Genomic DNA, 24,342 nt, shown 5'->3' with positions numbered 1-24,342 from the left:
ACTGATTAATTCTTCGCAAGTAATTGTTCGTAAATATTGATCAGATGATCTGTTTTTGTGTAGATATTGAACTCCTTTTCTACAGCTTTTCGACCTGAAGCAGCAAGCTCCTGAATTTTGTTTTCATTGTTTAATAACTTTTTTAAAGTCAAGGCAAGTTCTTCTGCAGTATTGTTTTCGTAGATGATTCCACCTTTCGATTTATTAACAATCTCGGCAAATGCACCCAGATTGGGTTGCACAACCGGTACGCCCGAAGCCATACTTTCCAATAAATACAAGCCAAAGGCTTCACCATTCCGCACAGGAACCGAAATCAGTTTCACTTTTTTGAAGAACTCGTGCCTTCCTTCCCCGTTAAAATCTTCATGAAATTCAACCTGCTCCAAAAGTCTTTCTTCTTTTAATTTTTGCCGGACTTGTTTTAGTAAAGGTTTGTCGTCACCGGTTGATCCGCCGGTTACGATCAATTTCACATCTTGGCAGGCAGTATCTTTTTTCAGTTCGATAAAGGCATCAACGATAATATCGAAACCATTTCCTTCGCACATTCGGGAAATGTAACCGATGTTTCGGTCTTTTGTATGGGGAGTTGCATAGGTATATTCATTCGAATCAACACCCAAATGGTTGATAAATACTTTCTCTTTGGGAATGTTCATTTTTTCCAGAGAAACTCCCGCGTAAAAATCACTCACAGCAATAAATGCATCCAAATATTCGGCTTTGGTACTCATCAGCGCCCAAATTTTATCTCTAAATGAGTCTTTCATGGCATCAACCCAAACATCTTCATCTTGCAGAGAGCAAACCAGTATGGCATTCGGAAATTCCTTTTTTAATTTAGGAGCCAGTCCCAAAAGCAACGCATTCGACAAATGAATTACATCGGGTTTCAAATATTCTGCCATCCAGCTAACCATGCGGTTGAGTTCCTCTTTCTGCTTTCCTTCTTCTCCCATCAACATCGAAACGGTCATTTCTTCCAGACCTTTTGCATTGGTTGATCCTGCCATGCCTGCCGCTAATTTTAACATTGGGCCTGAGTTCAGCAAACGATCCATCCAGGCAGGTGCATGTCTGAAAACAGGATACAACTGTTTTAAATAAATGCTGATGGCTCCATAAAAAACGGGAATCTCATTCAAGTCATGCTCATCCGAAAACAAGGGGAGATACATAGGCAATTTGGTTACCTCATGTCCCTGCTTTTTCATGGCAAGATGAAATTTATCGTCGCGCAAACAATTGCCGCAGTAAAAACTACCTCCCGAACCGGGTATGATTTGAAGAATGTTCATGGAAATGAAAGTTGAAAGTGTGTAATACCAAATTAACATCAAAACATGCCTTATAAAATGTTTCTTTTCAGCTATATCTTCGTTAAAAAAGATGCATCGTAACATGGCTATGCTTTACTTTTTTGCCTCGATACAGCTAAAAATTAATTCATTTTAACTAAAGTCTGTTTTGAAATTAAATTGGTATAAAGCTTAAAGTTAAAATATTAAAGTAAAAAGTGCCTGTCCAAAAAAGGAAATATTCAATATCTATACGTTATGCGGAACTGTCAAAACATCTCCTATTAATGAAAGGATTCTTCGGCTTCGCTCAGAATGACAATCGTCGGAACGCCGTCTGATCTTGAGTTTTTTCCTTTCTCCTTAATCCTTGTTCCTTTAAACTTGTTCCTTTTTCCTTTCTCTTTAATCCTTAATCCTTTCTCCTTGAAGCTTCATCCTTATTGGTCAAACTGCTTGGCCTCTTCCCAAATTTCATCCATTTCATCCAGATTCATGTCTTTTAGGTTTCGTCCTAATTTTATGGTTTTGCTTTCCAGATAATTGAATCGTTTGGTGAATTTTTGATTGGTACGTTCCAGTGCATTTTCAGGATTCACGCCATACAAACGTGCAGCGTTAATCAAGGAAAAGAACATGTCGCCAAATTCGGCTTCCATTTTGTTCTGATCGCCATTGATAATTTCTTCCTGCAATTCCATCATTTCTTCTTTCACCTTCTCCCAAACCTGCTCTTTTTCGTCCCAGTCGAAGCCTACGCCCCGTACCTTATCCTGAATTCGGTTGGCTTTTACCAAAGCCGGCAGACTTTGCGGAACACCTTCCAAAACCGATTTGTTACCGTCTTTTTCCTTTAGCTTCAGTTGTTCCCAGTTTTCTTCCACTTCCCTGGCATTGGCAACTTTGGTATCGCTAAAAATATGAGGATGACGATAGATCAGCTTTTCGCTGATGCCATCGCAAACATCAGCAATGTCGAAATCGTTGGTTTCAGAACCTATTTTGGCATAGAACACAATGTGGAGCAGAATATCGCCCAATTCTTTCTTTATTTCCTGATTTTCACCCTTTAAAATGGCATCGGCCAGTTCATAGGTTTCCTCGATGGTCAACGTTCGCAGACTCTCAAAGGTCTGCTTTTTATCCCACGGACAGCCTTCGCGAAGCTGATCCATAATATTTAATAAGCGCTCAAAGGCTTTTAGTTTTCTATCCATTTGTTCTGCGTTTTATATTCGAAGATCAAATTTACAAAAGTATTTGGGAGTTTTGGGATTAATTTGGATTGTAAAGAAATCAATAAGGTCTGCGCAACAGGCTCAGGTAGTGTTCCATCCTAAAATACGTGGCTGGTTAAATCATTATGGAAGAATTCATCGACGGTGCATGAAACCCGTGTTTTATTACCTGCATCATCGTCTGATAAAGTGGATATTGAACAAATACAAAGGCTTTAAGCGCAGCAAAGTGAAAGCTGTGAGATGGTTAAGGCGTATCTGTAATTGTTATCCCAATCTATTTTATCATTGGACATTGGATTATCAGTTAACCTAAAATTGAATTGACTGCATAATAAGAGCCGTATGAATTGAGAGATTTGCTGCCTGTCCCGATTTTTTGCGGGATACGGTTCTGTGAGAAGTTAGGGTTGAATTGAAAATCGACGAAGTCAAATTCCCCTAGCTTACTCGACTACCACTTGGGCTTTCTTTTCTGTCATTCTCAAATGGCTTTGCCAAAGTGCGTAGGGACTTGTAAGCTCATTGGCAAGATGTGGTTGAGTGTTGGCCTGTGCGACTTGTCAATGTGCTTACACGTGTGCGTTGTCTTTCCGTTTTGCTTTTTATTTAAAGACTATAATAATTATGGATTATATTCTTGTCAATTTCTGCTACTACATAGAATTTACTCATCTTTAAACTTCTTTAGGTTTTTCGTAAGATATTGTTTTAGCATCAAACAGGTAAATCTCTTTATTAGGAAACTTAGACTTGGCAGCTTCAAATACTTCTTCCATATTTCCAAATGCTGAAATGTATATTTTATCTATTGAAGAACTATTAATCTGCTCAAAAATGTGATCGTCGTTATCGGCTAGAGAACTACCAATAATTACCAAGTTGCCTGAAAGACAAGCTAATTTTTCAAAACAATGTTTTAAATAGTCATTATTATTTATAGCATCAGTTTTGTTGGAACGTTGAAATACACAAACCACATCTTGTTCATCATTATTTAGAACATCTTCTAATTTTTCATACAGCGCTTTATCAGATTGTTGGGTTATTTTCTTATATAATTCACCATCTTTGTATATGTGGAATGCTCCGTGTAGAAAGAATAAATTCTGTGTATTACTATTTACATCATAAACGAATTCAGGAATATCAAATAAAGTTTGTTGTTTACTTCCATCATCAATCTTGCTTAAAAATTCATTGCTTTTCTCTTCTTGAAAAATTTGCTTAACAACTTTATCTATATCTTTTGTTTGCCAACCTTTTTTATGTGTTTTTGAATACTCTTTAATTTCAGTAGTGAAATGCGTTTTAGTTAACATACGACAGTCTTTCTCTAAAGAATTACTAGGACTGCCTAAGTTTAATCTAAGCTTTCCATTGACACGTGCATTTTTTATTTCTGAGTATATATTATTTTGATTTGTATCTAAGTCTGTTTCAATAAATTTTAAAGACGGCATGAAAGCTATTGCGTTCTTCTTCTTGTTTTCAATGGGTTTATATTTAAGCAACAGGAGATACAAGAAAGAATCGTAATTAAGTGTAAAATAGTTTGTAAACTCTTTAAGTAATACAAATATCCCATCATTCTTATCTGTATATATGTTTTTAATTTCAGACTTTACAATTTCATGAGTTGCCTGCATAAAATCGAGCTTGATTTTATTAGATATATATTTTCTTAGAAAAGTATTATCCTCGTTAATATCTTCTTCTAATTTCCCAATAAAATACTCTAAATCGAAATCACAATCTTCTACCATTTTCAGAGCATCGTTGTAAATTTTCTTATTATTTTTTGCCATCTTATTAAAGATAGCTCCGTAACCAGTATTTACTCCAAGTCCATAATTAAAACCATTGGCAATTAATAAATGATTTTCTTTGTGTTGAATTTCATTAATCACCTCTTTGTAGGTAAGGATTGTGTGTTTTTTCATAATTACTCTTAGCTCATTATAAATGCCATTCATTAGTTTATCTAGACCTGCTTATTCTCCGAGCGATGGAGAAACAGCTCTTTTGTTTTTTCAACGTTGGATTGTGTGTTGAGGAAAAACAATTGTGCTGTTGTGCGTTGGGTCTCATCTTCCTTATATTTGATTTTCTTAGTGTTTCTCAATAATGCTATTTCATTCTCGTTGTCGTTCTTTGCCTTGGTGGTAACGGATGGTACATGTTGTCGGGGCGGATTTCGGAGAGCGTTCCTGTCCGAAGGACATGGAACTGCGATGCGAGAATCCGCAGTTGGCGTACCACTGAACCCCGCCCTGCAATATGTACTGTGTTACCTGCCGTACTTTTTCCTTTAAATAATTCATATCTGGTTTATTGAATACATGTATTTGAACCTTAAATCAGGAAGTAAATTCTTAATATGAGAGATGTACTTTACTTCCTCTCCATTGGGCTCATGGTTTCCAAATACAATAATTTCTTTCTTTTTGGGCGAATTGTCATTAAATGCATATTCGATTATTTGTCCTAAAGCCATCCTTATACAGCGAGTTGCAGAATTGTCACACTTTATCTCGTAGTATTCTACTTTATCTTTATGCTCAACACGAATATCAATGAAGTTTTTTTCCATCTTCACAGATTCCTTATCATAAGTAGCAACTAGTTTTTTATAGACCGAATTTTGAATTTGATTGTGTTCTCGGGATAATAAAATTTCTTTTTTAATTTGAACTGTCCGAATATATCCTTTGGTTTCTTTTTTTTCAGTCCCTTTTCTTATTTTCGTTTTCTGAGTTTTTATTGTTGATGATTGCCCATTCTTTTTAAACTTCCGATACATCTCCCACATTAATTCATTTTCTTTCCAAAAATCCTTTCGAGGAATTTGCGACATAACAAAAGCATGGGCTGAACTCAGTCGAGCATTTTTATAGTTTGACATTCCAAATTGTTTTGCAAACCATTTTACTGCAATCTTATCTGAAATTGCGAGTATCTTTTTATTCGAATATAGAAATGCAATTTTCCACCGGAAAAGAGGAGAAAGGTGAATGTCTTTACTGTCAATGTCTCTAAAATCTCCTTTTAACGAAGATTTTATTACTCTTATAATATCTACTTTTGTTTTGTTGAAAGCTTCTTTTCTTGTGTTTCCAGCACGACTACGCCAGCTATAAACATTATCTCTGTTAAAGTCTGTTGTATTATAAAATTTGTTTTTGTCCTCTCTCTCAAAAATCTCGAATTTGAATGAAGTTGATGGACCTGATATATTAGCAATCTTTTTTGTTCTATGCTCAACCCAATAACAAAAAGTATCAGTATTTCCCAATTGATTATATTCAGAAAGTGTCATTGCTTTGACTTTTTTCAATGTCCATCTATCAAGGAATTCTTTTAGTAGAATGTCTTTTTCACTTTCCATGTTCATGTTTTTAGTTCAGTATGGCAGGTAACGTATGTGCAAAGTACAATGTACTTTATATCACTTATCTGTTGTTTTGTGTAAGTTGTTGTTATCCTTTTTGTTATCCGCTAATATTACGCCTAATGGGTTTTTTATTTTTGCAAGAGATGTTTTACTTGTGGCAGTGTAAGTTCCTCCTGTTTTTTACAAACACCCCTAAAAGTAAGCATAAAATAAAAATAGGAGAGTAGCTTCGCTTATTCATTATCAATATAAATAGTGAAGAAAGGATTCGCAGTCAGGGGTTTGTACCTTGTGTTGCCAGCCTGGCTTTATTAAGGAAAATTGATTTATTAAGGATTTAGTGTTGTTAGTCAGGAATAAATGTCTGTTTATGTGCTGTGAGCTGTTGTGGTGAATTTTTGAGAATCTGATAAATTTAACATTTTTTACAGTTTCCCTCAAAAGCCCTGCAAACAGAAAGTATGCCGCGGGTTGATGTGTGCTTGTTAGCATAAAAATGGATCTGTTTTACCAATTATGGTTTTGATATGTGGAGATAATTGAATAGTTTCAATCTGTTTTTGTTACGTAGGGAGGGGGTTTGGCAACAAATAGCCGCCTTTTAACAATACAAAAAAAACAGGCAACCCATTGGCCGAGCATCTTCAACTTTTGCGGGTAGGAAATGCAGCCAACGGGCCCTGTCCCTTTTATATAATTTTTTCAAATTATGACGTTAAGATACGGATTAATTCCGAATCATCTTACTGATGATCCTGATGATTACATGGGCATGGTAACCGATAACGAAACCATTGGCACAGAGCAAATTGTTGAGCAAATGATTGGCAAAGGCTCTACCGTAACCAAGGCGGAGGCCTTATCGGTAATCGAAGAATTTAATTACGCTGTGGTGCAGGCCGTGGCCAGTGGCAACAATGTAAACACCGAGCTGTTTAAGGTGTATCCGAGTATTTCGGGTGTGTTTGTTAATCAGAGCGATAGTTTCGATAAATCACGTCATTCTATTCGTTTGAAGCTGAATGCCGGCAGTCGTTTGTCCGAAGCGGTTGGGAATATCGAATTGCGCAAGGTAGAAATATCTGCGGCACAGCCAGTAATTCAACAATTTACCGATTTAAAAACCAAAGCCGTAAACGAGACCTTTAGTCCGGGTCAGATTGCTTCCCTAAAAGGATCGCTTTTAAAATTCGATGAGGAAGATGATGATCAGGGAATCTTTTTTATCGCGGGTGATGGTGTGGTAACCAAGGTTGCTGATGTGGTGAAAAACAAACCCTCTGAATTGTTGTTTTTTGTGCCTGAAGCCTTAAAAACAGGAAGTTTTCAGGTAGAGGTAAGAGCGGCAAAAAAGAATCGTAAAAATATTAAAGCAGGTCGTTTGCTAATTGATCTTGTACCTGTTAGTTAATTGTTTTATTGATTGTTATAAAAGCCAATTTTTTACGAATTGGCTTTTATTTTGTCAGGATATTACCACTTATACCTGTTTTTAGAATAAGACCAGTACTTGTCCGATGCCTGTACAAGTAGTGGTCCGATGCCTGTACAAGTAGTGGTCCGATACCTGTACAAGTAGTAGTCCGATACCTGTACAAGTACTTGTCCGATACCTGTACTAGTACTTGTACAGCAATCGAACAGGGAATTCAAAAAATGCAGTACAAAAAAAAGACTCTTTCGGGTTCTTTCAGTGTTGATTCTAAAACCAGATAGTACAGGGGCGAAGTGTTCCGTTTAAGATGGGAAGATTTTGTTTGTGAACGATTCTCCCATTTTAAATGGTGATTTTCGAAGAGCGGAACTCATTCGAATATTTAGTTCAGATCGTCGTAAATTTCTGTTGGTCCGGAGTTTTTGTAGGAGTAATAAACCGTGTCGGTGCGTAAGGATTCAATGACAGCTTTTTCGTATTCGATGTTGTTAAATGTTTTACTCTCTATTGTCGGGCGATTGTTCTTTTTGCTGTTTCCTGTTGTGTAATCGGAGTTCTTTCTACTTTCAATGTCGACAAAATGGCAAAGGGTTAATAGAAGAATAATCATTGCTGAGGTAAATGGCTTCATAACTAACTGTTGTAAATTTTGGGCGAATAATTAAGTCTAATTTACTGATGCTGAAAGGAGCAATAGGTTGCGTAACAAATTAGAACAATTATTCCACTTTACTTTTTAACTGTTTATTTTGCCAGCTGCAAACTGATTGAGCATTTCGTAAACTTCCTTTGCATTGTGTGAGTTCATTAAAGTATTGCGCAGAGCCGAAGCGCCGGCAAATCCACTGGTGTAAATCTTAAAGAAACGCCGCAGAATAGCGAAATTCTTTTCACTTCCCCAGGTTGTATCGAAAACGCGGGTGTGCTCTTTCAGCAGGGCCAGCTTTTCGTCCATGCTCACTTCTCCCTTATCGGGATAAAAGAACCAGGGATTCTTGAAAATACCACGGCCTGCCATCACGCCATCTACGCCGTACTGTGCCACTTTTTGCAGTCCTTCTTCGTACGATTCCACGTCGCCGTTACCAATTATTTTAATATTCGGTGCGAGTTGATTTCTTAATTGCACCGCTTTCGCGATTTCGTTCCAGTCGGCCAGTCCGTTTGACAGTTGTTTTTGTATGCGTCCGTGAATGGTGAGCGCATCAATCGGCATTTCCAAAAGGTGGGAAATCCACGATTCGGTAACTACCTGCTTAAAGCCAATGCGGGTTTTTACGCTCAAAGGCAGATTGGTGGCCTCTTTGGTGGCCAATATAATTTCTTTGGCCAGATCGGGCTGTGCAATAAGTGCCGAACAGCATCCGTTTTTCACCACATTCTTTACCGGACAGCCCATGTTGATGTCTATGCCGTCAAAGTCGGTTTCCCGGGCAATGTATTGAGCAGTTTTGTAGTATTTCTCCGGATCTTTTCCCCAAATCTGTGCAATTATCTTCACGTTTTTCTGCTTTAGCAATGCTTTCTCCGAATCGTTAATCCGCAGGCGGTGCTTTACCTTTTCGTGTCCTACGGGATGGCACATACCTTCAACCGAAGTAAATTCTGAGAATAGAATGTTCAGTTTCCCTTCCTGCGAAGTTTGTAAAACAATCTCGCGAAACGAGGTATCGGTCACGTCTTCCATAGGAGCGAGTGAGAAGCTGGGAGTTGGTATGTTGTGCCAAAAATTGCTCATGTTTAATTATAAATTATCGACCTGTAAGCGTTCGAAGAACCTGACAGCGTCTTTGTTTTTACTACTTCATCCCGAGGAATCCGACTCCATCGAAGAGATCCTTCACTTCGTTCAGGATGACATTTTTTTCCCTTGTATCGCCGGGCTAAAGCACGACTCAGATGATGCATTCTTATTACTTGTTGCTTTTTTGTCATCCCGAGGAATCGAGGGATCTGTTTCCAATGAAGAGATCCTTCACTTCGTTCAGGATGACATTTTTTTTTCCTTGTATCGCCGGACTAAAGCACGACTCAGATGATGCATTCTTATTACTTGTTGCTTTTTTGTCATCCCGAGGAATCGAGGGATCTGTTTCCAATGAAGAGATCCTTCACTTCGTTCAGGATGACATTTTTTTTTCCTTGTATCGCCGGACTAAAGCACGACTCAAATGATGCATTCTTATTACTTGTTGCTTTTTTGTCATCCCGAGGAATCGAGGGATCTGTTTCCAATGAAGAGATCCTTCACTTCGTTCAGGATGACATTTTTTTTTCCTTGTATCGCCGGTCTAAAGCACGGTGCAAATGATGGTTTGTGTTCCTTACTTTCTCCTTTCTCCTTGTTCCTTTCTCCTTTTTCCTTTCTCCTTGTTCCTTTTTCCTTGTTCCTTTTTCCTTTCTCCTTGTTCCTTGTACCTTATTTTCCTTGTACCTTATTTTTCTTGTACCTTGAAAATTGTATCCCTTTAGGGGGAATTCATAACTTATCATTCCTAATTTGTAATTGATTTAGCTTCGGTCTGATTCGCTGTCTGTAAATCTGACTTTTGCTGTATTTATGGTGGAATTTCGACCGCAAAAGGATGCGTTCTTCCAAGGGCAATTGAATAATTTCAGCACACTCATCGGTACAGCACCCCTTATAATGATCGCGGCATTCGCCGCACTGAATAAAGAGCAAATGGCAATCGTTGTTGGCACAATTGGTATGAGTATCGCAGGCCTTGCCACATTGGTGACACTTGGCAATTACTTCTTCGTTGATGCTTTCGCCCAATCGTTCATCAAACACAAAATTCTTTCCTCTGAATTTAGATTCCAGTCCGAGTTGTTTTATTTCCTGTGCATAGGCAATTATACCGCCATGCAATTGGTTTACATCTTCGAAACCGTGATGCTTTAAGTAAGCACTGGCTTTTTCGCAGCGAATTCCTCCGGTGCAGTAAAGTAAAACTTTCTGATCTTTTTTATCCTTTAAATTATCAACCACAATGTCTATTTCTTCGCGAAAAGTATCGGCATCGGGACAAATGGCGTTTTCGAAATGCCCGACTTCACTTTCGTAATGGTTGCGCATATCTACCACGATAGTACCGGGATCACTTACCTGCTCGTGAAACTCGAGCGGAGAGAGGTGATTTCCCACATTGGTAACATCAAATGCGTTGTCGTTTAATCCGTCGGCAACAATTTTAGGACGAAGCTTTACAATTAGTTTGTAAAACGATTTTCCATCATCTTCAACCGCCCATTTTATGGGCATATCCTGCAATTCGGGCAAGCTGTTTAAGTAAGAAAAGAACTCTTCCAAATGGTGTTCGGGCATGCTCATCTGCGCATTTATCCCTTCGCGGGCAATGTATATTCTTCCCTTGCCCTTTAATTCAAACCATTTCTGATACAATTTATCACGAAATTCCTGTGGATTTTCAATAATCACATATCGGTAAAATGAAAACGTTTTTCTGCTAAAGTTTTCGTTTTCAAGTTGTTTCTTTAGTTCTTCTTTGCTAAGTTTATTGTGAAGCAACATTTTGTTATTCTAATTTAGAATTAATAAACATTGCAAAAGTAATGGTTTTTTACATTCAAACAAGCACGAAAAAGACTGATGAGTATAAATTAGGACATGTTAGTCTTAAATTACTATGTTTGCAGAATCATTTTAACAAGAATTTATGGAAAAGAAATTTCTGATTGTAGGACAGGGAATAGCAGGATCTTTACTTGCATATGATATGTACAGGGCCGGACTTAACTTTACGATTGTTGCGAGTCCCGATAAAAGAGCTGCTTCCAGTGTTGCTGCAGGAATGTATAATCCAATTGTTTTTAAGCGGCTTACCAAGAGCTGGATGGTGGATGATGTTTTGCCTGTTATGACAAAAATATATCAGGATTTGGAGAATGATCTTGGGTGCCGGTTCTTGTTCCCGATGGATATTATAAAGCCTTTAGCGGATAATGAAAAGAAAATGTGGGAAGAGAGGATGAGAGATGCCAGCTTCTCCGATTATATTGTGGGGATGGGAAGCAATTCGATTGGGAAAGGCTTTAAGGATTTTGATTTTTATGGGCAGGTAACCAACTCCGGTTATCTGCTTTTGGATAAATTGCTGAAAAAACTGCGGAAATTCTTTAAATCGAAAGGACTATTAGTAGAGGCAAATTTTAAGTACAAAGATATCGGGTTTATTGGCGGGGGAATTACCTGGCATGGAATTTCAGCCGAGACAATTGTTTTTTGTGAAGGACATCATGCTGCTGAAAATCCTTATTTTAAGGATGTTGGTTTTAACCCGACAAAAGGTGAATTGCTGGAAATTGAGTGCGAAGGTTTATCCGAAGATTATATTTTTAATAAGAACCTATTTGTTATGCCACTTGGGAAAAATCGGTTTAAAATAGGAGCAACCTACGATTGGAAAACCGGAACGAAGAACTTACCCTAGAAGCCAGAATGGACTTGCTGGGGCGTTTGGATAATTTAATTTCATTGCCCTACACAGTCGTAAATCATTGGGCTGGGATACGTCCAACCGTAATCGATCGTCGTCCGGTTTTAGGAACACATCCGCTTCATAAACATGTGGCAATTTTTAATGGCTTGGGTACCAAAGGAGTGATGCTGGCACCTTATTTTGCCCGCGAAATGGTTCGTTTTCTCTCGGTTAACGATTATCCTTTGGCCAAAGAGGTTGATATTAGGCGGTTTTTATAAAATAGAAATTACTTTGTCAGTTTATTTTTCCAGAGAAGAGCCGAAAATAGTTACATGAAATGTTCATGATAAAGATATTTTGACATACAGGAGGTGATTATTCCAGTACGGTAAGTTCTCCCGAAACAAGTTTGGTTCAGGCTATATGGTAACTAAAAAAAATATAATCATATAAAATAGCTGTAAGCAGAAATGGAGTTCTTGCTTACAGCTGCAGATTTTTTCTAAAATTAGATGCGGATTTTTACAACCAGTTTTTTAACCTTCGAATTTTCACCATTTTTAATGCAAGGGCAATGAAGATCATCTGGAAAAAAGACAGCAAACATTCCTTCTGTTAGTTCGAAAAGAGTTGAATCGTTTTTATAAAATGCAACATCTTTCTCATTGTTTACTGTATGAGGAATTTGCTTACTTAAAATACTTACTCCCATATTTTCTGTTCCCGAAATTACATACTGAATGTCGATGTGTTCGAAATGACTTTCCAGTTTGCAATCTTCCAGATTTTTTGTGTTGTATTCCTGAACAAGAGCAAAAACATTTTCTCCGTCAATTTCATATTTCCCCACCTCGGTATTTAGCAGGTCTGTACTGTTGATGTATGCAAATGCTTTGGCAATTCGCTCACTTACTCCAGCGTAAAGCTGTGAGTTTTCAATTTTATCTATTATCATTTTTTCAATTTTTTTCAAAGTTCGAAATAATCTTGAAAATTTGGGTTCCGGTCGGGTGATTTATTTTACTTAAATTTTTTAGAGATCGAATTGTGGGAGAATGCAGAATTATGAGGAATATAAAAACGGAAAATTTACAAGCTGTAAATTTTCCGTTTTACTTTTTCTTATTTATGAATGCCCCATTACAACAATTCGGATAATTTTCATATTAAGAACAAGGAACCGATAGGTTTGATAGAAGATTTCTTTGCGCCAAAATTTGGTGGTTTTGGTTGGCATTGGGGGATAGGCTTCTTCGTAATAACCTCTTCTTTTTGTAGTATTCATGGTATATCTGTTTTAACAAATTCAACTTCATTTTACTCAGGCAACAACCACCAAAACGGGTATCCTTTAGCTTTGTGCAGAAACATGTAATGCATGGTCCATTTTAGCCAATGTCCGGCTAATCCGGGTTCTCCCATGGTATATTTAATGCTTCGTCCCCATTCAGGATATTTGTCCCAATCCTGCACAATAGGATAAACGGTCATAGTGGCAGCCGAACCTTTGGTCATGCCAAATCCTGCTGATACAATGCAGGCAGCACCCATTTTAGCCATCGAAGCTCTGTGCTTTAATTCGTGTTCACCCTTCTTAACTAAGTTTACAATGTTTAAGGCAACCACTTTACCTGATACGCCCGACGGCATTCCGGTGCGTGGTGGAGCAGGGAAAATGGCCGTTCCGTTTTTGCTCTTCATTGGTTTTGAAATGGAATGTGGAGGAGCAAAAGCAATTCCCGGGGCAAATATGTTTGGATAGGTTGGATTGCGGTAAGTTTCAGGCCAATCGGCAGCTTTCCATTCCTCAAAATCTTTTGCTGCGTAATCCGCATCTACCTTAGTGAATCCGTTGGGAGCAAAAACAGTAGAGGTGATGTCTTCGTTATTTTTACCAAAGGCTTTTAAACCAACCCCCGAGAAGCCGGGAATCAGCATCGAGAAATCGAATGCAACGGAATTCTTTTCGCCATCGAGAGTTTCGTAATTTGCTTTGCCGGGTTCAATTTCGAATACGCCTGCACGCTTAATCCATTTAATTCCGTTTTCAATTAAGAAAGATTCTGCAAACACTTTGGTTGAAGTGATGTAACCGCCACGTTTAATAAAAGCGCCACCCATTCCAAAATCGCCCAATTCATATTCATTAGTGATCCAAATTAATTCTGCCAAATGTTCCAGTTTCCGTTTTCTTATTTCGTAGGAAACATTTAAAATGTACTCGAAAGCAGCTCCTTGGCAGGTTGCCATCGAATGGCCTGTTCCAATAAGAAAGGTTTGTTTTTCGCCGGCCTCCATTTTTTTGAAGCAAGCTTGTAGTTTTTCCCATGCGTGAATGGCATGATCGCAGGAGCAAACCGACTCTGTATTTTTACCGGGACCTAATCCCGGGGTGCCTTCAAAATTAAGTTTCGGTCCGGTTGCATTTACCAGATAGTCGTAATCAATCTGCTCTGTTTCACCTTTTCTTTCAGGATCGGTGTATTCAATGCTTACGAACCCTTTGGTAATTTCCTGATTGCCTTCCGGATGGATCGATACAGCTTTGGCTTGCTTAAAGTCGATTTTCCATTTATCGTATACTTTTTTTAGCTTGAACCGAACCTGATCAACGCTCATGCGGCCTACTCCAACCCAAATGTTGGAAGGAATCCACTGGTAATAACTGTTTGGAGAAACAACAACAACATCATGCTTTTTTCCTAATTTTTTCTTGATAAATGCAGCAGCAGTATGTCCTGAAATTCCTGCTCCTAAAACAACGATTTTGGCCATAATTTATTTGAATTTAGAGTATGTGTCGGTTTGTATGTAATTCAAATACAATCTGTTTAAGAAAAGTAAATGTCAATCATTCAGTTTTCTTTTGTTAATTATCTAATTTAAAGAATAATATTCAGATATCTAGATGTATGGTTTGAGATATTCGTGTTTTATTGCTGATTTTGATTTTTTGCAGATTACGGATTAGAGCTTTGAGCTTGAAAGTATTGGGCTTTTGGAGGAAGATTTTATTTGTTTAGAATCTTTATAAACTTATGATTGCTGAAACAAATAACAAACAGAAGAAAAAAGAGGATGTCCGAAAAGTTCATTTTTATTGTCATTCTGATCCCGATGAATCGGGACGAAGAATCTTTCACTTTGAAAACAGATGTTTCGATTTCGCTCAACATGACAGTCCGATACAAGACATTACTTTTTGGACTTCCTCTTTTAGAAGGATATTTATAAGTTGAAATAAAACGAATTGTCTATGCCTCTATTTAAATATCTTGTTCATAAAATCAGCCATGTATTCAACAGTTCCATCAATGTAGGGATGGAATAACCAGAAAGTATGCATTTTAACGTTGAATTTGTGCACTTCGTTGTAGATTCCAAATTCATTAAGTATACCAATTAGCTCATCTTGTCCGGCATGATATTTTGAGTAGCCGCTATTGATAAATAAAAAGGGAACCGTATTCTCATTGGCCCAGTAAATTGGCGATACTTCTTTCCAGGTATCAGGAGTTTCGCTATAACTGCCTCCTATCCACTGAACATCCGGCGATTTGGATGATCTTTTGATATTTAGAGAAGCGGGAGCCAGAAAATTAATTACTCCATCAATGTCAATAATGGCTTGAACTGAACTTGAGAAAGATTCATTCCCCATTGTCCCTTCGAAATGTTCAAGACCATTGGTTACACCTGCTAATGAAGCCAGATGTCCACCTGCAGAGCAACCGGTAATGGCAATTTTTTGCGGGTCAATATTGTATTTTTCGGCATTGGCGCGCAGCCATCGAATTGCGGCTTTAATGTTGTGAACAGCTGCCGGATAAGGAGCTTCTAAAGCCAATTGATATTCGACAGCTACAGTAACAAAACCTTTTTCTGCAATTTTCTGAGCCATGGGCACCAGTAATGATTTATTACCGGCTCGCCATGCTCCGCCGTGCACAAGCACTAAAACCGGATATTTGCCTTCCTTTTCCGGTCGGAAAAGATCTGCATGCAAATCTCGTTTACCAAACTTTGTATTTTCAATTGTTGTATAAACAACATCTCTTTCGTCTAATACACCAGAAGGCGTCTCATCTCTTGCAGGAATTAAATAAGGAAAGTGCTTTTTGTATTTCTGATATTGGTGATTTAAGGTGTAGGATGTATCCACAGGGAAGGAGGGGGTATTCTTGGTTTGAGCCATTCCCAACAAAAAGGAAAATAAAATACATGTTGTGGCTAAAATTCGTTTGCTAATCATTATTACATTTTAAAATTAGTGGTTACTATTTAGATTATATGGTCTTTTTTAATGTTCTGTTAGTGGCTGCATTTTATTTTGGCAATATTCTAACAATTACCCTTTTATACCTTGATAACTGAGGTTCGCCTTTATCTGTTACTCTTACTATAAAGTGAGCTGTTTCTTCTTTGTCAACTTTTGGGGCCAGAACATTGGCTCCATGTGCATTTTCGGCTCCATTAACTTTAATCAATTTTTTATAGGTGCCTGCCTCAGGATAGTTAAACCAAAGAAAACTGAAACCATCACCATCGGGGTCGGTGGTATCAAAGGCATCCAAATCGAATATCTCACCCGATTTTACTGTGATTTGTTCGGGTGTACTCAAAACAGGAACAGGAGGATGATTGGCTTCTTCATATGTTTTTGTGCACCAGTCCATTCTTGCGGCGAAATCATTTTGAAAATCATCTCGCCAACGCCATAATGAAACTTTATTATCACTAAAAGTTAGTGTATCCATTTTTACATTTCTTCCATATTCATTCAAAACGTAAGGGACATAGCTATCCACAGCATTTGTCCATATTTCTCTGGTTTCAGGCTCAAACGGCACACCGGAATTGCCTTTCTTTTGGGTTTTAAAGTCTGGTTTATAATACTCATATCTGCCACCCCAGCCACCCCATTCAGGGTGCTCAGAATTATTTAAACCATTTGGGATCAAAGGCAAAAATGCCGGAGTATCTCCTTCCATTCCCCATGCAACATCGGGATATACAGCCCCAAGAGGACCGTGTTCTTGCTGAATATTTTTAGTTAACCACGTATTGCTGATTTTTTCGTTGCTTATTCCAGTTACAAAACTGTTCATGCCAATCCATGTTGAACTTCCATAATCATCGCCCGGACTGACTATATAAAACAAGTCAGGAAAATTATTTCGAATCCAAATACCGCTGTCATCCTGATCTGAAATGGTATAAACTCTTAATTTTTTAATTAATTCCGCAGCTTCTTTTTCAGATTTTGTATGTTTTATCTGATAAAGTGCCTGTGCAAGTGTATTTGCTCCGCCCCATACTGAAATCCATAAGGGGCGTTCATCTTTTTCTTCAAGCACTTTTATGATCCAGTTTGAACCTTCTGAGTTTTTCTTTTCTCCAACGCCTGACATTCCATATTTGGGTAAACCTTTCTTTACCAATGAAAATAACGTTTTAGCTTCCGGGAAATTTACATCATGTTTTATAAGGTTGGGTTGTACTTTGGAATAGGCTTGAATTATTTTTGTGATTGATTCTGGATTGACATTATTTTTAAGCCAGCAGGAAGTCGTAGCAATTAACCCTTTAATTTCAATATCATTTGAATATAAGAATAGACGAACAAAAGATTGTGTATCATCAGGATCTGCTTCAATATCCGATAATATTATTACCCTGTTATTTTTATTTATTTGACCAGAAGCGCAGTTGCATACAAAGGAAAACAGGATGGAAAAAATTAAGATTTTCATTTTTAATTATTCTTAGATTAAACGTGTTACAAATATACTATTTAATGTGTATGTCAGTTTTGCCGGAAAATTGACCGAAATTCTTTATTGATAAAATTATTAATATATGTAATATCTCTTCATCAGATTGTATTGTCGCACTAAAAATTCACATTCAAAGAAATTAAGCTTATTTTCACAAGCTGTAAGATAATTTTACGATTACTGTTAAAAGAGCAAAGAACATGATGGACCCCAGAATAGAGAATTTGAATGTGAGTGCAGAGCAGTCTATTATTACTCCAATAGAACTTAAAGAATTATATCCGCTTCGCGAAAAACACATCGAAACCGTTAATAAAGGACAGACTACGATTAAAAATATACTAAATGGCAGTGATAAGAGAATACTTGCTATTGTTGGACCTTGTTCTATTCATGATATTAAATCGGCAAAAGAGTATGCTCAAAAACTAAAAGTACTGGCTGATGATTTAAAAGAGGATTTGTTTATTGTGATGCGGGTTTATTTTGAAAAACCTAGAACTACAGTGGGATGGAAAGGCCTAATAAATGATCCTTACCTGGATAATTCGTGCAAAATTCAGGATGGCTTGAAGCAGGCCCGCGGGCTTTTGGTGTATATTGCAGAACTTGGACTGCCGGCTGCCGGAGAGGCCTTGGATATTGTAACTCCACAGTATATTCAGGATTTGTTTTCGTGGACAGCAATTGGTGCCCGAACTACTGAATCGCAAAGTCACCGAAACATGTCCAGTGGTTTATCGTCGGTTGTTGGTTTTAAAAATGGTACCGATGGGAATATTGATATTGCCATAAACGCAATGCAGGCTGTTGCCTCTCCACATAATTTTGTGAGTATAAATCCTGAAGGAAAAGTATCTGTGATTCGTACTTTAGGAAATCCAAACACTCATATTATACTTCGAGGAGGTAAGAAGCCTAATTTTGAAGCAGAACACATTGCTGCGATTGAAAAAAAACTGTCAGATCTGCAAATTGTGCCAAGAATAATGGTTGATTGCAGTCATGCGAACTCTTCTAAAAAAGCCCAAAAACAGGAAATTGTTTTAGCCAGTCTGGCCGGGCAAATTGCCGGGGGAAATAAATCCATTATGGGATTTATGGTAGAGAGTAACCTGATGTTTGGCAAGCAAAGTATTCCTGATGATCAATCGGAACTAAAATATGGAGTTTCGGTGACTGATGAATGTCTTGATTTTGAATCAACAGAGAGGATATTGAGAGAATTTTGCAGGAAAATAAAATAGTACACTTCAAAAAAAATCCCGATATGCATTTGCAGATCGGGATTTAAAATATTTTAAGCCAAGAGAGTTTTACTTATTAGGTTTATCGTTTTGCATTTCGATATAATCGGCACTGTTTCTAAAATCGCCAAGTAAATATTTGCAAAAATACTCACCACGCAACCAGAACGAGTATTCGCTCATGTCACCAAATCCGTGACGCTGACCGGGATAAATGAAGAAATCGAATCGTTTGTTTGCTTTTATCAAGGCATTGGCCATTCGAATTGTATTGCCCGGATGTACATTGTTATCGATATCGCCGGTAACAATCATAAGCTTTCCTTTCAGGTTTTTTGCCAGGCTTGGATTATCATCAATTTTATAGGTGAAAGTAGTATCTCCTTTTTCGGATATTTCCTCTTTTACACCGTGATGAGTTTCACTCCACCAGCGATTGTAGATGTTATTGTCGTGGTTTCCTGCTGCCGAAACTGCTGCTTTAAAGAAATCAGGGTAAACCAACATGGCCGCTGTAGACATGAATCCACCGCCGGAGTGACCAAAAATTCCCACTTTAGTAATATCAATAAAGTCAAATCTGTCGGCCAATTGTTCCAAACCAACTTTCTTATCTTCCAAACCATAGTCTCTTAGGTTGCCATAACCATAGTTGTGGTACCATTTCGAACGGGCAGGGTGACCACCTCGATTGCCAAGAGTTACGACAATAAATCCCAACTGAGCCATACGATCGGCTCTGTCCATGCGGGTCGAGAAGCTTTTGTAAACGGCTTCGGTTTGCGGTCCCGGATACACATAGGTTAAAATTGGATACTTTTTATTCGGATCGAAATTGAATGGCTTGTACATCACTCCATAAATATCGGTTACACCATCACCTGCTTTTACTTTAAACAGCTCGGGGAATTGATAACCGGTTTCAAATAACCGGGAAAGATCAGTGGTTTCCAAATCGATTAATTTGCTTCCTTTCGAATTGTATAGTGCCGAAACCGGAGCTGTATTTACTCTTGATGAGTTGTTTACAAAGTAGTGGTTTTGATCATTTAAGCTCATGTCATGCGAGAAATTTCCCTTGTTCAAAAGTTTCAATCCTGTACCATCAAAGTTGACACTGTAAAGGTGAGTGTAATATGGATCTTCGCCATCTTCCCTGGCATTTCCAGTAAAGTAAAGAACTCTGTTTTTTTCATCAATTCCCTGAATTCTATCGCAATGCCAAGGGCCTGATGTAATTTGATTTTTTAGATTTCCATCCCCGTCGTAAAGGTAAAAGTGTGCCCATCCGTCGCGTTCAGACCAATGGATCAGTTCCCTGCCGTTATTTACAAATCCTAATGGTCTGGTTTCTATATAGGTATTTAAACGCTCTTCAATCAAAACTTTCACTTCACCGGTTGAGGTGTTGGCGGTGCAGATATCAACACGTTTCATATCACGGCTCTGACGCTTGAAATACAACAGATCACTGCCGGCAGATAACCATTTCGAAAATTGCAAATCATCATCTGCATCCATTTTTTTCCCGGGAGCTCTTAGAATGGAAAGAGTCTGATCTTTAAATGCCGAAGCTTTTACTTTCACAGATTTTTTACTTTCCCAGTCGAAAACCAAAATTTCATATTGAGGAGCTTCTTTTTCTCCCGGCATATGATATTTGTAACTTTCTAAGGTAGGCCGTGGAGAAGCCACGGAGTTGATCACCCAAAGATCTTTTACTTCGCGCTCATCTTCTCTGGTTAGTGCAAACTTTTTTGAGTTTGCCGAGAAAGTAACATAAGCCGCTTTGCGTTTGTCTTTTTCTTCTTCTATTTCTTTATTGGTTTTGCCATAAGTGCCACTGCCATAACTGTAATATTCTGCGCCATCTGTAGTTAACTCATGTTCAATAATGGTAGAATCTTTTTCATTCTTTTGAGCTTTTTTATAGTTTTCTGCATCCATCCAGTACAAATTGTGATGTTTTGCAAAAATTACATATTCCTGATTTGGAGATACCGAAGCCCAATCTTTTTGCTCCAAAGGCTTTTCGAACTCATCCAGCAGATTTAGCTGTTTAGAAGCAATTTGATATTCGAAATGCCAAACTTTGGCAACCATTTTCTTTTTGGCTTTTTGCTTTTTTTCGCCCTCTTTTTCCTCTTCCTGCTTATCGCCGTTTTCGTCGTCTTTTTCTTCCTCTTCCACCAGCTTACTTTTTACTTCAAACTGAATCGTTTTTTCATTGTTAATGAATTTCAATTTGCTGATATCCAAATGCTGTGCATCGAAAGGATCTGCCGTTAAGCGACTCATGTCAGCGGCCATTTTTACAGCATTAAACAGCTCTGATTTTGTACTGCTTACCGGATCAACCAAATAGTAGAAATTTCCTTCCGGGGTTTTGTAGTTGTACCAGAATTTTTCACCGTTTTTTAGCCAATGAGGATTGACACTGGTCGAGAATACTAATTTTTTTAGTCGGTTAGGCGAGAATTTTGCTGCCAATTCATAATTTGCTTTTGCAGCAGGAATTTCCTGCGCAAATAATCCTATTCCTATTGTTAAGAATAGGAAGGTCAATAAATTTCTTTTCATGTTGTTGAGTTATGCTTGTGTTGTTTTAAGGCAACTAAAATAGAAATAGGTACAATAAGAAGACTTATTTTTTTGCACTTTTCGATAAGAAGGGTGATTTTCGGGATGTATGAGTGCTGTATGGAATAATTATTTAAAGTGAATTTTATTCGGCTGATAGTTCTAATAATTTAAGAACTGTATTCCAGTTTCGTGTTGTGGCTTTCACTTTTAGCTTCGATTCGAAAAACTGATTGCTGAGCTTGGTTTTGTGATACGGCCCCGGGCAGTATATAAATACATCTTTATCGATCATTTGAAAACGATCCGGTTCAAAGTTTAATTCACTGATAGCTTCGCTTACTTCTGTTTTTGGAGTTTCACTGAGGAAGGTGATAAAAAGATTCTCTTTTTCATGAGTATCGGTATATGGATTTGCCCGAACCGATTGTTCCCATTCGTTTCTTGTTCTCACGATTACTGGCACTTCGAAGCCGTATTTTTCCAAGATGGCATCTTCTAATTTTTCTTCAAGCTTAGAATTTGAAACGTTTTGATATTCAAAAATTACATTTCCGCTTTGTATGTAGCTGATACAATTTTCAAACCCCAATTCAGAATACAATTCTTTAAGATCTGCCATCAGAATTTTACGTTTTCCACCTACATTTATTCCTCTTAAAACAGAAATGTACTTTACTCTTTTACTCATAAGGCTTCAGGTTTTTATAGAAGATAACTTGATCATTGTGCTATTCGTCATGCATTTGTAATTTAGCCTTTTCGTAAGCTTCCAAAAGGCGTTCCGGAACCAATGACGGTCTCTGTTTTTCAAGATTGTAAAAGCAACCAGTTTGCTTTCCTTTGCAATAAATTATATCACCGGAAAAGATCTCAAAATCCATTTCCCATTTGCTGGATCCCAGATTTTTAATTCTGCATGTTCCCCTTGGATGATCCTGAATGGTTAACGGAACTCTGTAATGTACTTCGGTTTTAATTAAAATAGGGGAAATATTGGTGGCTATCATTTCATTGTATGGAAAGTGTTTCTCCAGAAACAAATGTCGTAAATCTTCAAACCATCTGATGTATACAATATTACTTACGATTCCCATTGCATCAATATCGTAGGCCTTAATGCCTATTTCCATTTCAACGATCATTAAATCTGTTGTCATTATTTTCGATTGTTAGTGTTTGTTGTAGTGCAGTTAAATCTACATAATCTAAATTGATATCGAAAATATGAATTGGGAATTGGATTGTTTTTTTACTTATGCGCCATGTTCAACCATTCATCTGGTGAATGGCAGGCAAAAAATATTACCACGGAGTACACTGAGGTTTACAGAGTTTTCTTGTTTTTCTTTCTCTGTGTCACTTTGTGTTCTCAGTGGTGTTCTTTTGAAATACTGTATTTGTGTTAGCGGGTAAAATTCCGAAGGAATGACAAATAGGAAATCTACATATCATCTGTTATTCTTACCACCCCTAAATCCCCTAAAGGGGACTTTCCTAATCTATTACTTTTTTAGGCCTCTTTAGGGTTTGGGGTAAAGTACAACACTCTAAACACATGCTGCCCCAGCAAAACCTAAAGTAAAACAATTCATAGTTTACTTTTCATCTGGTGAATGGCAGGCAAAAAATATTACCACGGAGTACACTGAGGTTTACAGAGTTTTCTTGTTTTTCTTTCTCTGTGTCACTTTGTGTTCTCAGTGGTGTTCTTTTGAAATACTGTATTTGTGTTAGCGGGTAAAATTCCGAAGGAATGACAAATAGGAAATCTACATATCATCTGTTATTCTTACCACCCCTAAATCCCCTAAAGGGGACTTTCCTAATCTATTACTTTTTTAGGCCTCTTTAGGGTTTGGGGTAAAGTACAACACTCTAAACACATGCTGCCCCAGCAAAACCTGTGATAAAACAATACATAGTTTACTTTTCATCTGGTGAATGGCAGGCAAAAAAATATTACCACGGAGTGCACTGAGGTTTACAGAGTTTTCTTGTTTTTCTTTCTCTGTGTCACTTTGTGTTCTCAGTGGTGTTCTTTTGAAATATTGTATTTGTGTTAGCGTGTAAAATTCCGAAGGAATGACAAATAGGAAATCCACATATCATCTGTTATTCTTACCACCCCTAAATCCCCTAAAGGGGACTTTCCAAACCGACTGCTAGGGGATTGGGGTAAAGTGCTTCACTCTAAACACATGCTGCCCCAGCAAAACCTAAAGTAAAACAATTCATAGTTTACTTTTCATCTGGTGAATGGCAGGCAAAAAAATATTACCACGGAGTGCACTGAGGTTTACAGAGTTTTCTTGTTTTTCTTTCTCTGTGTCACTTTGTGTTCTCAGTGGTGTTCTTTTGAAATATTGTATTTGTGTTAGCGGGTAAAATTCCGAAGGAATGACAAATAGGAAATCTACATATCATCTGTTATTCTTGCCACCCCTAAATCCCCTAAAGGGGACTTTCCAAATCAACTGTTTTTTTAAGCCCCTTTAGGAGTTTGGGGTAAAGTACACCACTCAAAACACATGCTGCCCCAGCAAAACCTGTGATAAAACAATACATAGTTTACTTTTCATCTGGTGAATGGCAGGCAAAAAAATATTACCACGGAGTACACTGAGGTTCACAGAGTCTTCTTTTCTTCTTCGTGTTGCGTTGTGTTTCCCCTAAAGGGGACTTTCCAAACCGACTGCTCTTTTAAGCCCCTTTAGGGGTTTGGGGTAAAGTGCTTCAATCAAAACATATGCTGCCCCAGCAAAACCTGTGATAAAACAATTCATAGTTTATTTTTCATCTGGTGAATGACAGGCCAAAAAATATTACCACGGAGTACACTGAGGTTCACAGAGTTTTCTTTTCTTCTTCGTGTTGCGTTGTGTTTCCCCTAAAGGGGACTTCCCAAATCAACTGCTTTTTTAA

The 24,342-nt window shown here is 37.7% G+C and carries 19 protein-coding genes; 4 read left to right on the top strand and 15 right to left on the bottom strand.

Translation table 11 applies throughout. The features are described from left to right. Window positions 1-5: 5 nt before the first annotated feature. From ACHZAX_RS10145 to ACHZAX_RS10130, 4 genes are all read right to left on the bottom strand, one after another. Window positions 6-1,301, bottom strand: coding sequence for a glycosyltransferase family 4 protein (locus ACHZAX_RS10145; RefSeq protein ID WP_394698257.1), 1,296 nt, complete (start codon window positions 1,299-1,301; stop codon window positions 6-8). 440 nt (window positions 1,302-1,741) lie between these two features. Beyond that, on the bottom strand, window positions 1,742-2,518 hold the full coding sequence (mazG, locus tag ACHZAX_RS10140) for a nucleoside triphosphate pyrophosphohydrolase (protein ID WP_101308604.1): 777 nt from the start codon (window positions 2,516-2,518) through the stop codon (window positions 1,742-1,744). Window positions 2,519-3,216: 698 nt separating this feature from the next. Next, window positions 3,217-4,515, bottom strand: a complete 1,299-nt coding sequence (locus ACHZAX_RS10135; protein ID WP_320019022.1) for a DUF4917 family protein — start codon at window positions 4,513-4,515, stop codon at window positions 3,217-3,219. 344 nt (window positions 4,516-4,859) lie between these two features. Beyond that, a complete protein-coding gene (locus tag ACHZAX_RS10130) occupies window positions 4,860-5,927 on the bottom strand; it encodes a hypothetical protein (protein WP_320019021.1) in 1,068 nt (355 codons plus the stop codon). 715 nt (window positions 5,928-6,642) lie between these two features. On the opposite strand from ACHZAX_RS10130, the gene ACHZAX_RS10125 reads away from it, so the two are divergent. Next, window positions 6,643-7,344 carry a DNA-binding domain-containing protein gene (locus tag ACHZAX_RS10125; protein WP_101308600.1) on the top strand — a complete coding sequence of 234 codons (702 nt, stop codon included), beginning with the start codon at window positions 6,643-6,645 and terminating at the stop codon, window positions 7,342-7,344. A gap of 406 nt (window positions 7,345-7,750) precedes the next feature. Here the strand turns inward: ACHZAX_RS10125 and ACHZAX_RS10120 are convergent, their stop codons facing one another. From ACHZAX_RS10120 to trhO, 3 genes are all read right to left on the bottom strand, one after another. Beyond that, window positions 7,751-7,999 (bottom strand): hypothetical protein, encoded by a 249-nt coding sequence (locus tag ACHZAX_RS10120; RefSeq protein ID WP_101308593.1) that lies wholly within the window; start codon window positions 7,997-7,999, stop codon window positions 7,751-7,753. 105 nt (window positions 8,000-8,104) lie between these two features. Further along, complete coding sequence (locus ACHZAX_RS10115) at window positions 8,105-9,106, bottom strand: tRNA dihydrouridine synthase (protein ID WP_101308592.1); 1,002 nt, start codon at window positions 9,104-9,106, stop codon at window positions 8,105-8,107. Window positions 9,107-9,847: 741 nt separating this feature from the next. Further along, on the bottom strand, window positions 9,848-10,903 hold the full coding sequence (gene trhO, locus ACHZAX_RS10110; protein WP_101308591.1) for an oxygen-dependent tRNA uridine(34) hydroxylase TrhO: 1,056 nt from the start codon (window positions 10,901-10,903) through the stop codon (window positions 9,848-9,850). Window positions 10,904-11,048: 145 nt separating this feature from the next. Between trhO and ACHZAX_RS10105 the strand changes: the two genes are divergently transcribed. Together ACHZAX_RS10105 and ACHZAX_RS10100 are read left to right on the top strand one after the other, a co-directional pair. Next, window positions 11,049-11,822 (top strand): FAD-dependent oxidoreductase, encoded by a 774-nt coding sequence (locus tag ACHZAX_RS10105; protein ID WP_320019020.1) that lies wholly within the window; start codon window positions 11,049-11,051, stop codon window positions 11,820-11,822. Next, the gene (locus tag ACHZAX_RS10100) at window positions 11,792-12,091 is read left to right on the top strand and encodes an FAD-dependent oxidoreductase (RefSeq protein WP_320019019.1); all 300 of its coding nucleotides are present in this window, start codon (window positions 11,792-11,794) and stop codon (window positions 12,089-12,091) included. Before ACHZAX_RS10105 ends, ACHZAX_RS10100 begins: the two co-directional genes overlap by 31 nt. Before the next feature lie 230 nt (window positions 12,092-12,321). Here ACHZAX_RS10100 and ACHZAX_RS10095 read toward each other — a convergent pair whose 3' ends face one another. The 5 genes from ACHZAX_RS10095 to ACHZAX_RS10075 form a co-directional block, all read right to left on the bottom strand. Then, window positions 12,322-12,768: a NanQ anomerase/TabA/YiaL family protein gene (locus ACHZAX_RS10095; RefSeq protein ID WP_143470828.1), complete on the bottom strand. Its 447-nt coding sequence runs from the start codon at window positions 12,766-12,768 to the stop codon at window positions 12,322-12,324. A gap of 171 nt (window positions 12,769-12,939) precedes the next feature. After that, window positions 12,940-13,098 (bottom strand): hypothetical protein, encoded by a 159-nt coding sequence (locus ACHZAX_RS10090; RefSeq protein WP_180327202.1) that lies wholly within the window; start codon window positions 13,096-13,098, stop codon window positions 12,940-12,942. Window positions 13,099-13,130: 32 nt separating this feature from the next. Beyond that, a complete protein-coding gene (locus tag ACHZAX_RS10085) occupies window positions 13,131-14,588 on the bottom strand; it encodes an NAD(P)/FAD-dependent oxidoreductase (RefSeq protein WP_101308588.1) in 1,458 nt (485 codons plus the stop codon). 487 nt (window positions 14,589-15,075) lie between these two features. Further along, a complete protein-coding gene (locus ACHZAX_RS10080; protein ID WP_320019018.1) occupies window positions 15,076-16,065 on the bottom strand; it encodes an alpha/beta hydrolase in 990 nt (329 codons plus the stop codon). A gap of 73 nt (window positions 16,066-16,138) precedes the next feature. Further along, window positions 16,139-17,566, bottom strand: a complete 1,428-nt coding sequence (locus ACHZAX_RS10075) for a DUF1593 domain-containing protein (RefSeq protein WP_320019017.1) — start codon at window positions 17,564-17,566, stop codon at window positions 16,139-16,141. A 224-nt stretch (window positions 17,567-17,790) separates the two neighbouring features. Here ACHZAX_RS10075 and ACHZAX_RS10070 point away from each other — a divergent pair, with 224 nt between their 5' ends. Beyond that, complete coding sequence (locus ACHZAX_RS10070; protein ID WP_320019016.1) at window positions 17,791-18,837, top strand: 3-deoxy-7-phosphoheptulonate synthase; 1,047 nt, start codon at window positions 17,791-17,793, stop codon at window positions 18,835-18,837. Window positions 18,838-18,906: 69 nt separating this feature from the next. Here ACHZAX_RS10070 and ACHZAX_RS10065 read toward each other — a convergent pair whose 3' ends face one another. From ACHZAX_RS10065 to ACHZAX_RS10055, 3 genes are all read right to left on the bottom strand, one after another. Then, window positions 18,907-21,417 (bottom strand): S9 family peptidase, encoded by a 2,511-nt coding sequence (locus ACHZAX_RS10065; RefSeq protein ID WP_320019015.1) that lies wholly within the window; start codon window positions 21,415-21,417, stop codon window positions 18,907-18,909. 145 nt (window positions 21,418-21,562) lie between these two features. Beyond that, window positions 21,563-22,108, bottom strand: a complete 546-nt coding sequence (locus ACHZAX_RS10060; protein WP_320019014.1) for a DUF1697 domain-containing protein — start codon at window positions 22,106-22,108, stop codon at window positions 21,563-21,565. Between the two features lie 40 nt (window positions 22,109-22,148). Further along, window positions 22,149-22,577, bottom strand: coding sequence for an acyl-CoA thioesterase (locus ACHZAX_RS10055; RefSeq protein WP_101308582.1), 429 nt, complete (start codon window positions 22,575-22,577; stop codon window positions 22,149-22,151). Between the last annotated feature and the right edge of the window lie 1,765 nt (window positions 22,578-24,342).

Origin of the sequence: Labilibaculum manganireducens (assembly GCF_963665805.2) — a bacterium.
GTDB lineage: Bacteria > Bacteroidota > Bacteroidia > Bacteroidales > Marinifilaceae > Labilibaculum > Labilibaculum manganireducens.
The sequence above is the reverse complement of the archived record's forward strand: the minus strand, read 5'-3'. Positions and strand labels throughout refer to the sequence as shown.

Excerpts from the sequence above, each read along its gene's own strand:
- ACHZAX_RS10145 (WP_394698257.1), bottom strand. The coding sequence starts at position 1,301 with ATGAACATTCTTCAAATCATACCCGGTTCGGGAGGTAGTTTTTACTGC.
- ACHZAX_RS10075 (WP_320019017.1), bottom strand. The coding sequence starts at position 17,566 with ATGAAAATCTTAATTTTTTCCATCCTGTTTTCCTTTGTATGCAACTGC.
- trhO (WP_101308591.1), bottom strand. The coding sequence starts at position 10,903 with ATGTTGCTTCACAATAAACTTAGCAAAGAAGAACTAAAGAAACAACTT.
- ACHZAX_RS10095 (WP_143470828.1), bottom strand. The coding sequence starts at position 12,768 with ATGATAATAGATAAAATTGAAAACTCACAGCTTTACGCTGGAGTAAGT.
- ACHZAX_RS10105 (WP_320019020.1), top strand. The coding sequence starts at position 11,049 with ATGGAAAAGAAATTTCTGATTGTAGGACAGGGAATAGCAGGATCTTTA.
- ACHZAX_RS10120 (WP_101308593.1), bottom strand. The coding sequence starts at position 7,999 with ATGAAGCCATTTACCTCAGCAATGATTATTCTTCTATTAACCCTTTGC.
- ACHZAX_RS10080 (WP_320019018.1), bottom strand. The coding sequence starts at position 16,065 with ATGATTAGCAAACGAATTTTAGCCACAACATGTATTTTATTTTCCTTT.
- ACHZAX_RS10115 (WP_101308592.1), bottom strand. The coding sequence starts at position 9,106 with ATGAGCAATTTTTGGCACAACATACCAACTCCCAGCTTCTCACTCGCT.
- mazG (WP_101308604.1), bottom strand. The coding sequence starts at position 2,518 with ATGGATAGAAAACTAAAAGCCTTTGAGCGCTTATTAAATATTATGGAT.
- ACHZAX_RS10090 (WP_180327202.1), bottom strand. The coding sequence starts at position 13,098 with ATGAATACTACAAAAAGAAGAGGTTATTACGAAGAAGCCTATCCCCCA.
- ACHZAX_RS10055 (WP_101308582.1), bottom strand. The coding sequence starts at position 22,577 with ATGACAACAGATTTAATGATCGTTGAAATGGAAATAGGCATTAAGGCC.
- ACHZAX_RS10085 (WP_101308588.1), bottom strand. The coding sequence starts at position 14,588 with ATGGCCAAAATCGTTGTTTTAGGAGCAGGAATTTCAGGACATACTGCT.
- ACHZAX_RS10060 (WP_320019014.1), bottom strand. The coding sequence starts at position 22,108 with ATGAGTAAAAGAGTAAAGTACATTTCTGTTTTAAGAGGAATAAATGTA.
- ACHZAX_RS10135 (WP_320019022.1), bottom strand. The coding sequence starts at position 4,515 with ATGAATGGCATTTATAATGAGCTAAGAGTAATTATGAAAAAACACACA.
- ACHZAX_RS10125 (WP_101308600.1), top strand. The coding sequence starts at position 6,643 with ATGACGTTAAGATACGGATTAATTCCGAATCATCTTACTGATGATCCT.
- ACHZAX_RS10130 (WP_320019021.1), bottom strand. The coding sequence starts at position 5,927 with ATGGAAAGTGAAAAAGACATTCTACTAAAAGAATTCCTTGATAGATGG.
- ACHZAX_RS10065 (WP_320019015.1), bottom strand. The coding sequence starts at position 21,417 with ATGAAAAGAAATTTATTGACCTTCCTATTCTTAACAATAGGAATAGGA.
- ACHZAX_RS10070 (WP_320019016.1), top strand. The coding sequence starts at position 17,791 with ATGATGGACCCCAGAATAGAGAATTTGAATGTGAGTGCAGAGCAGTCT.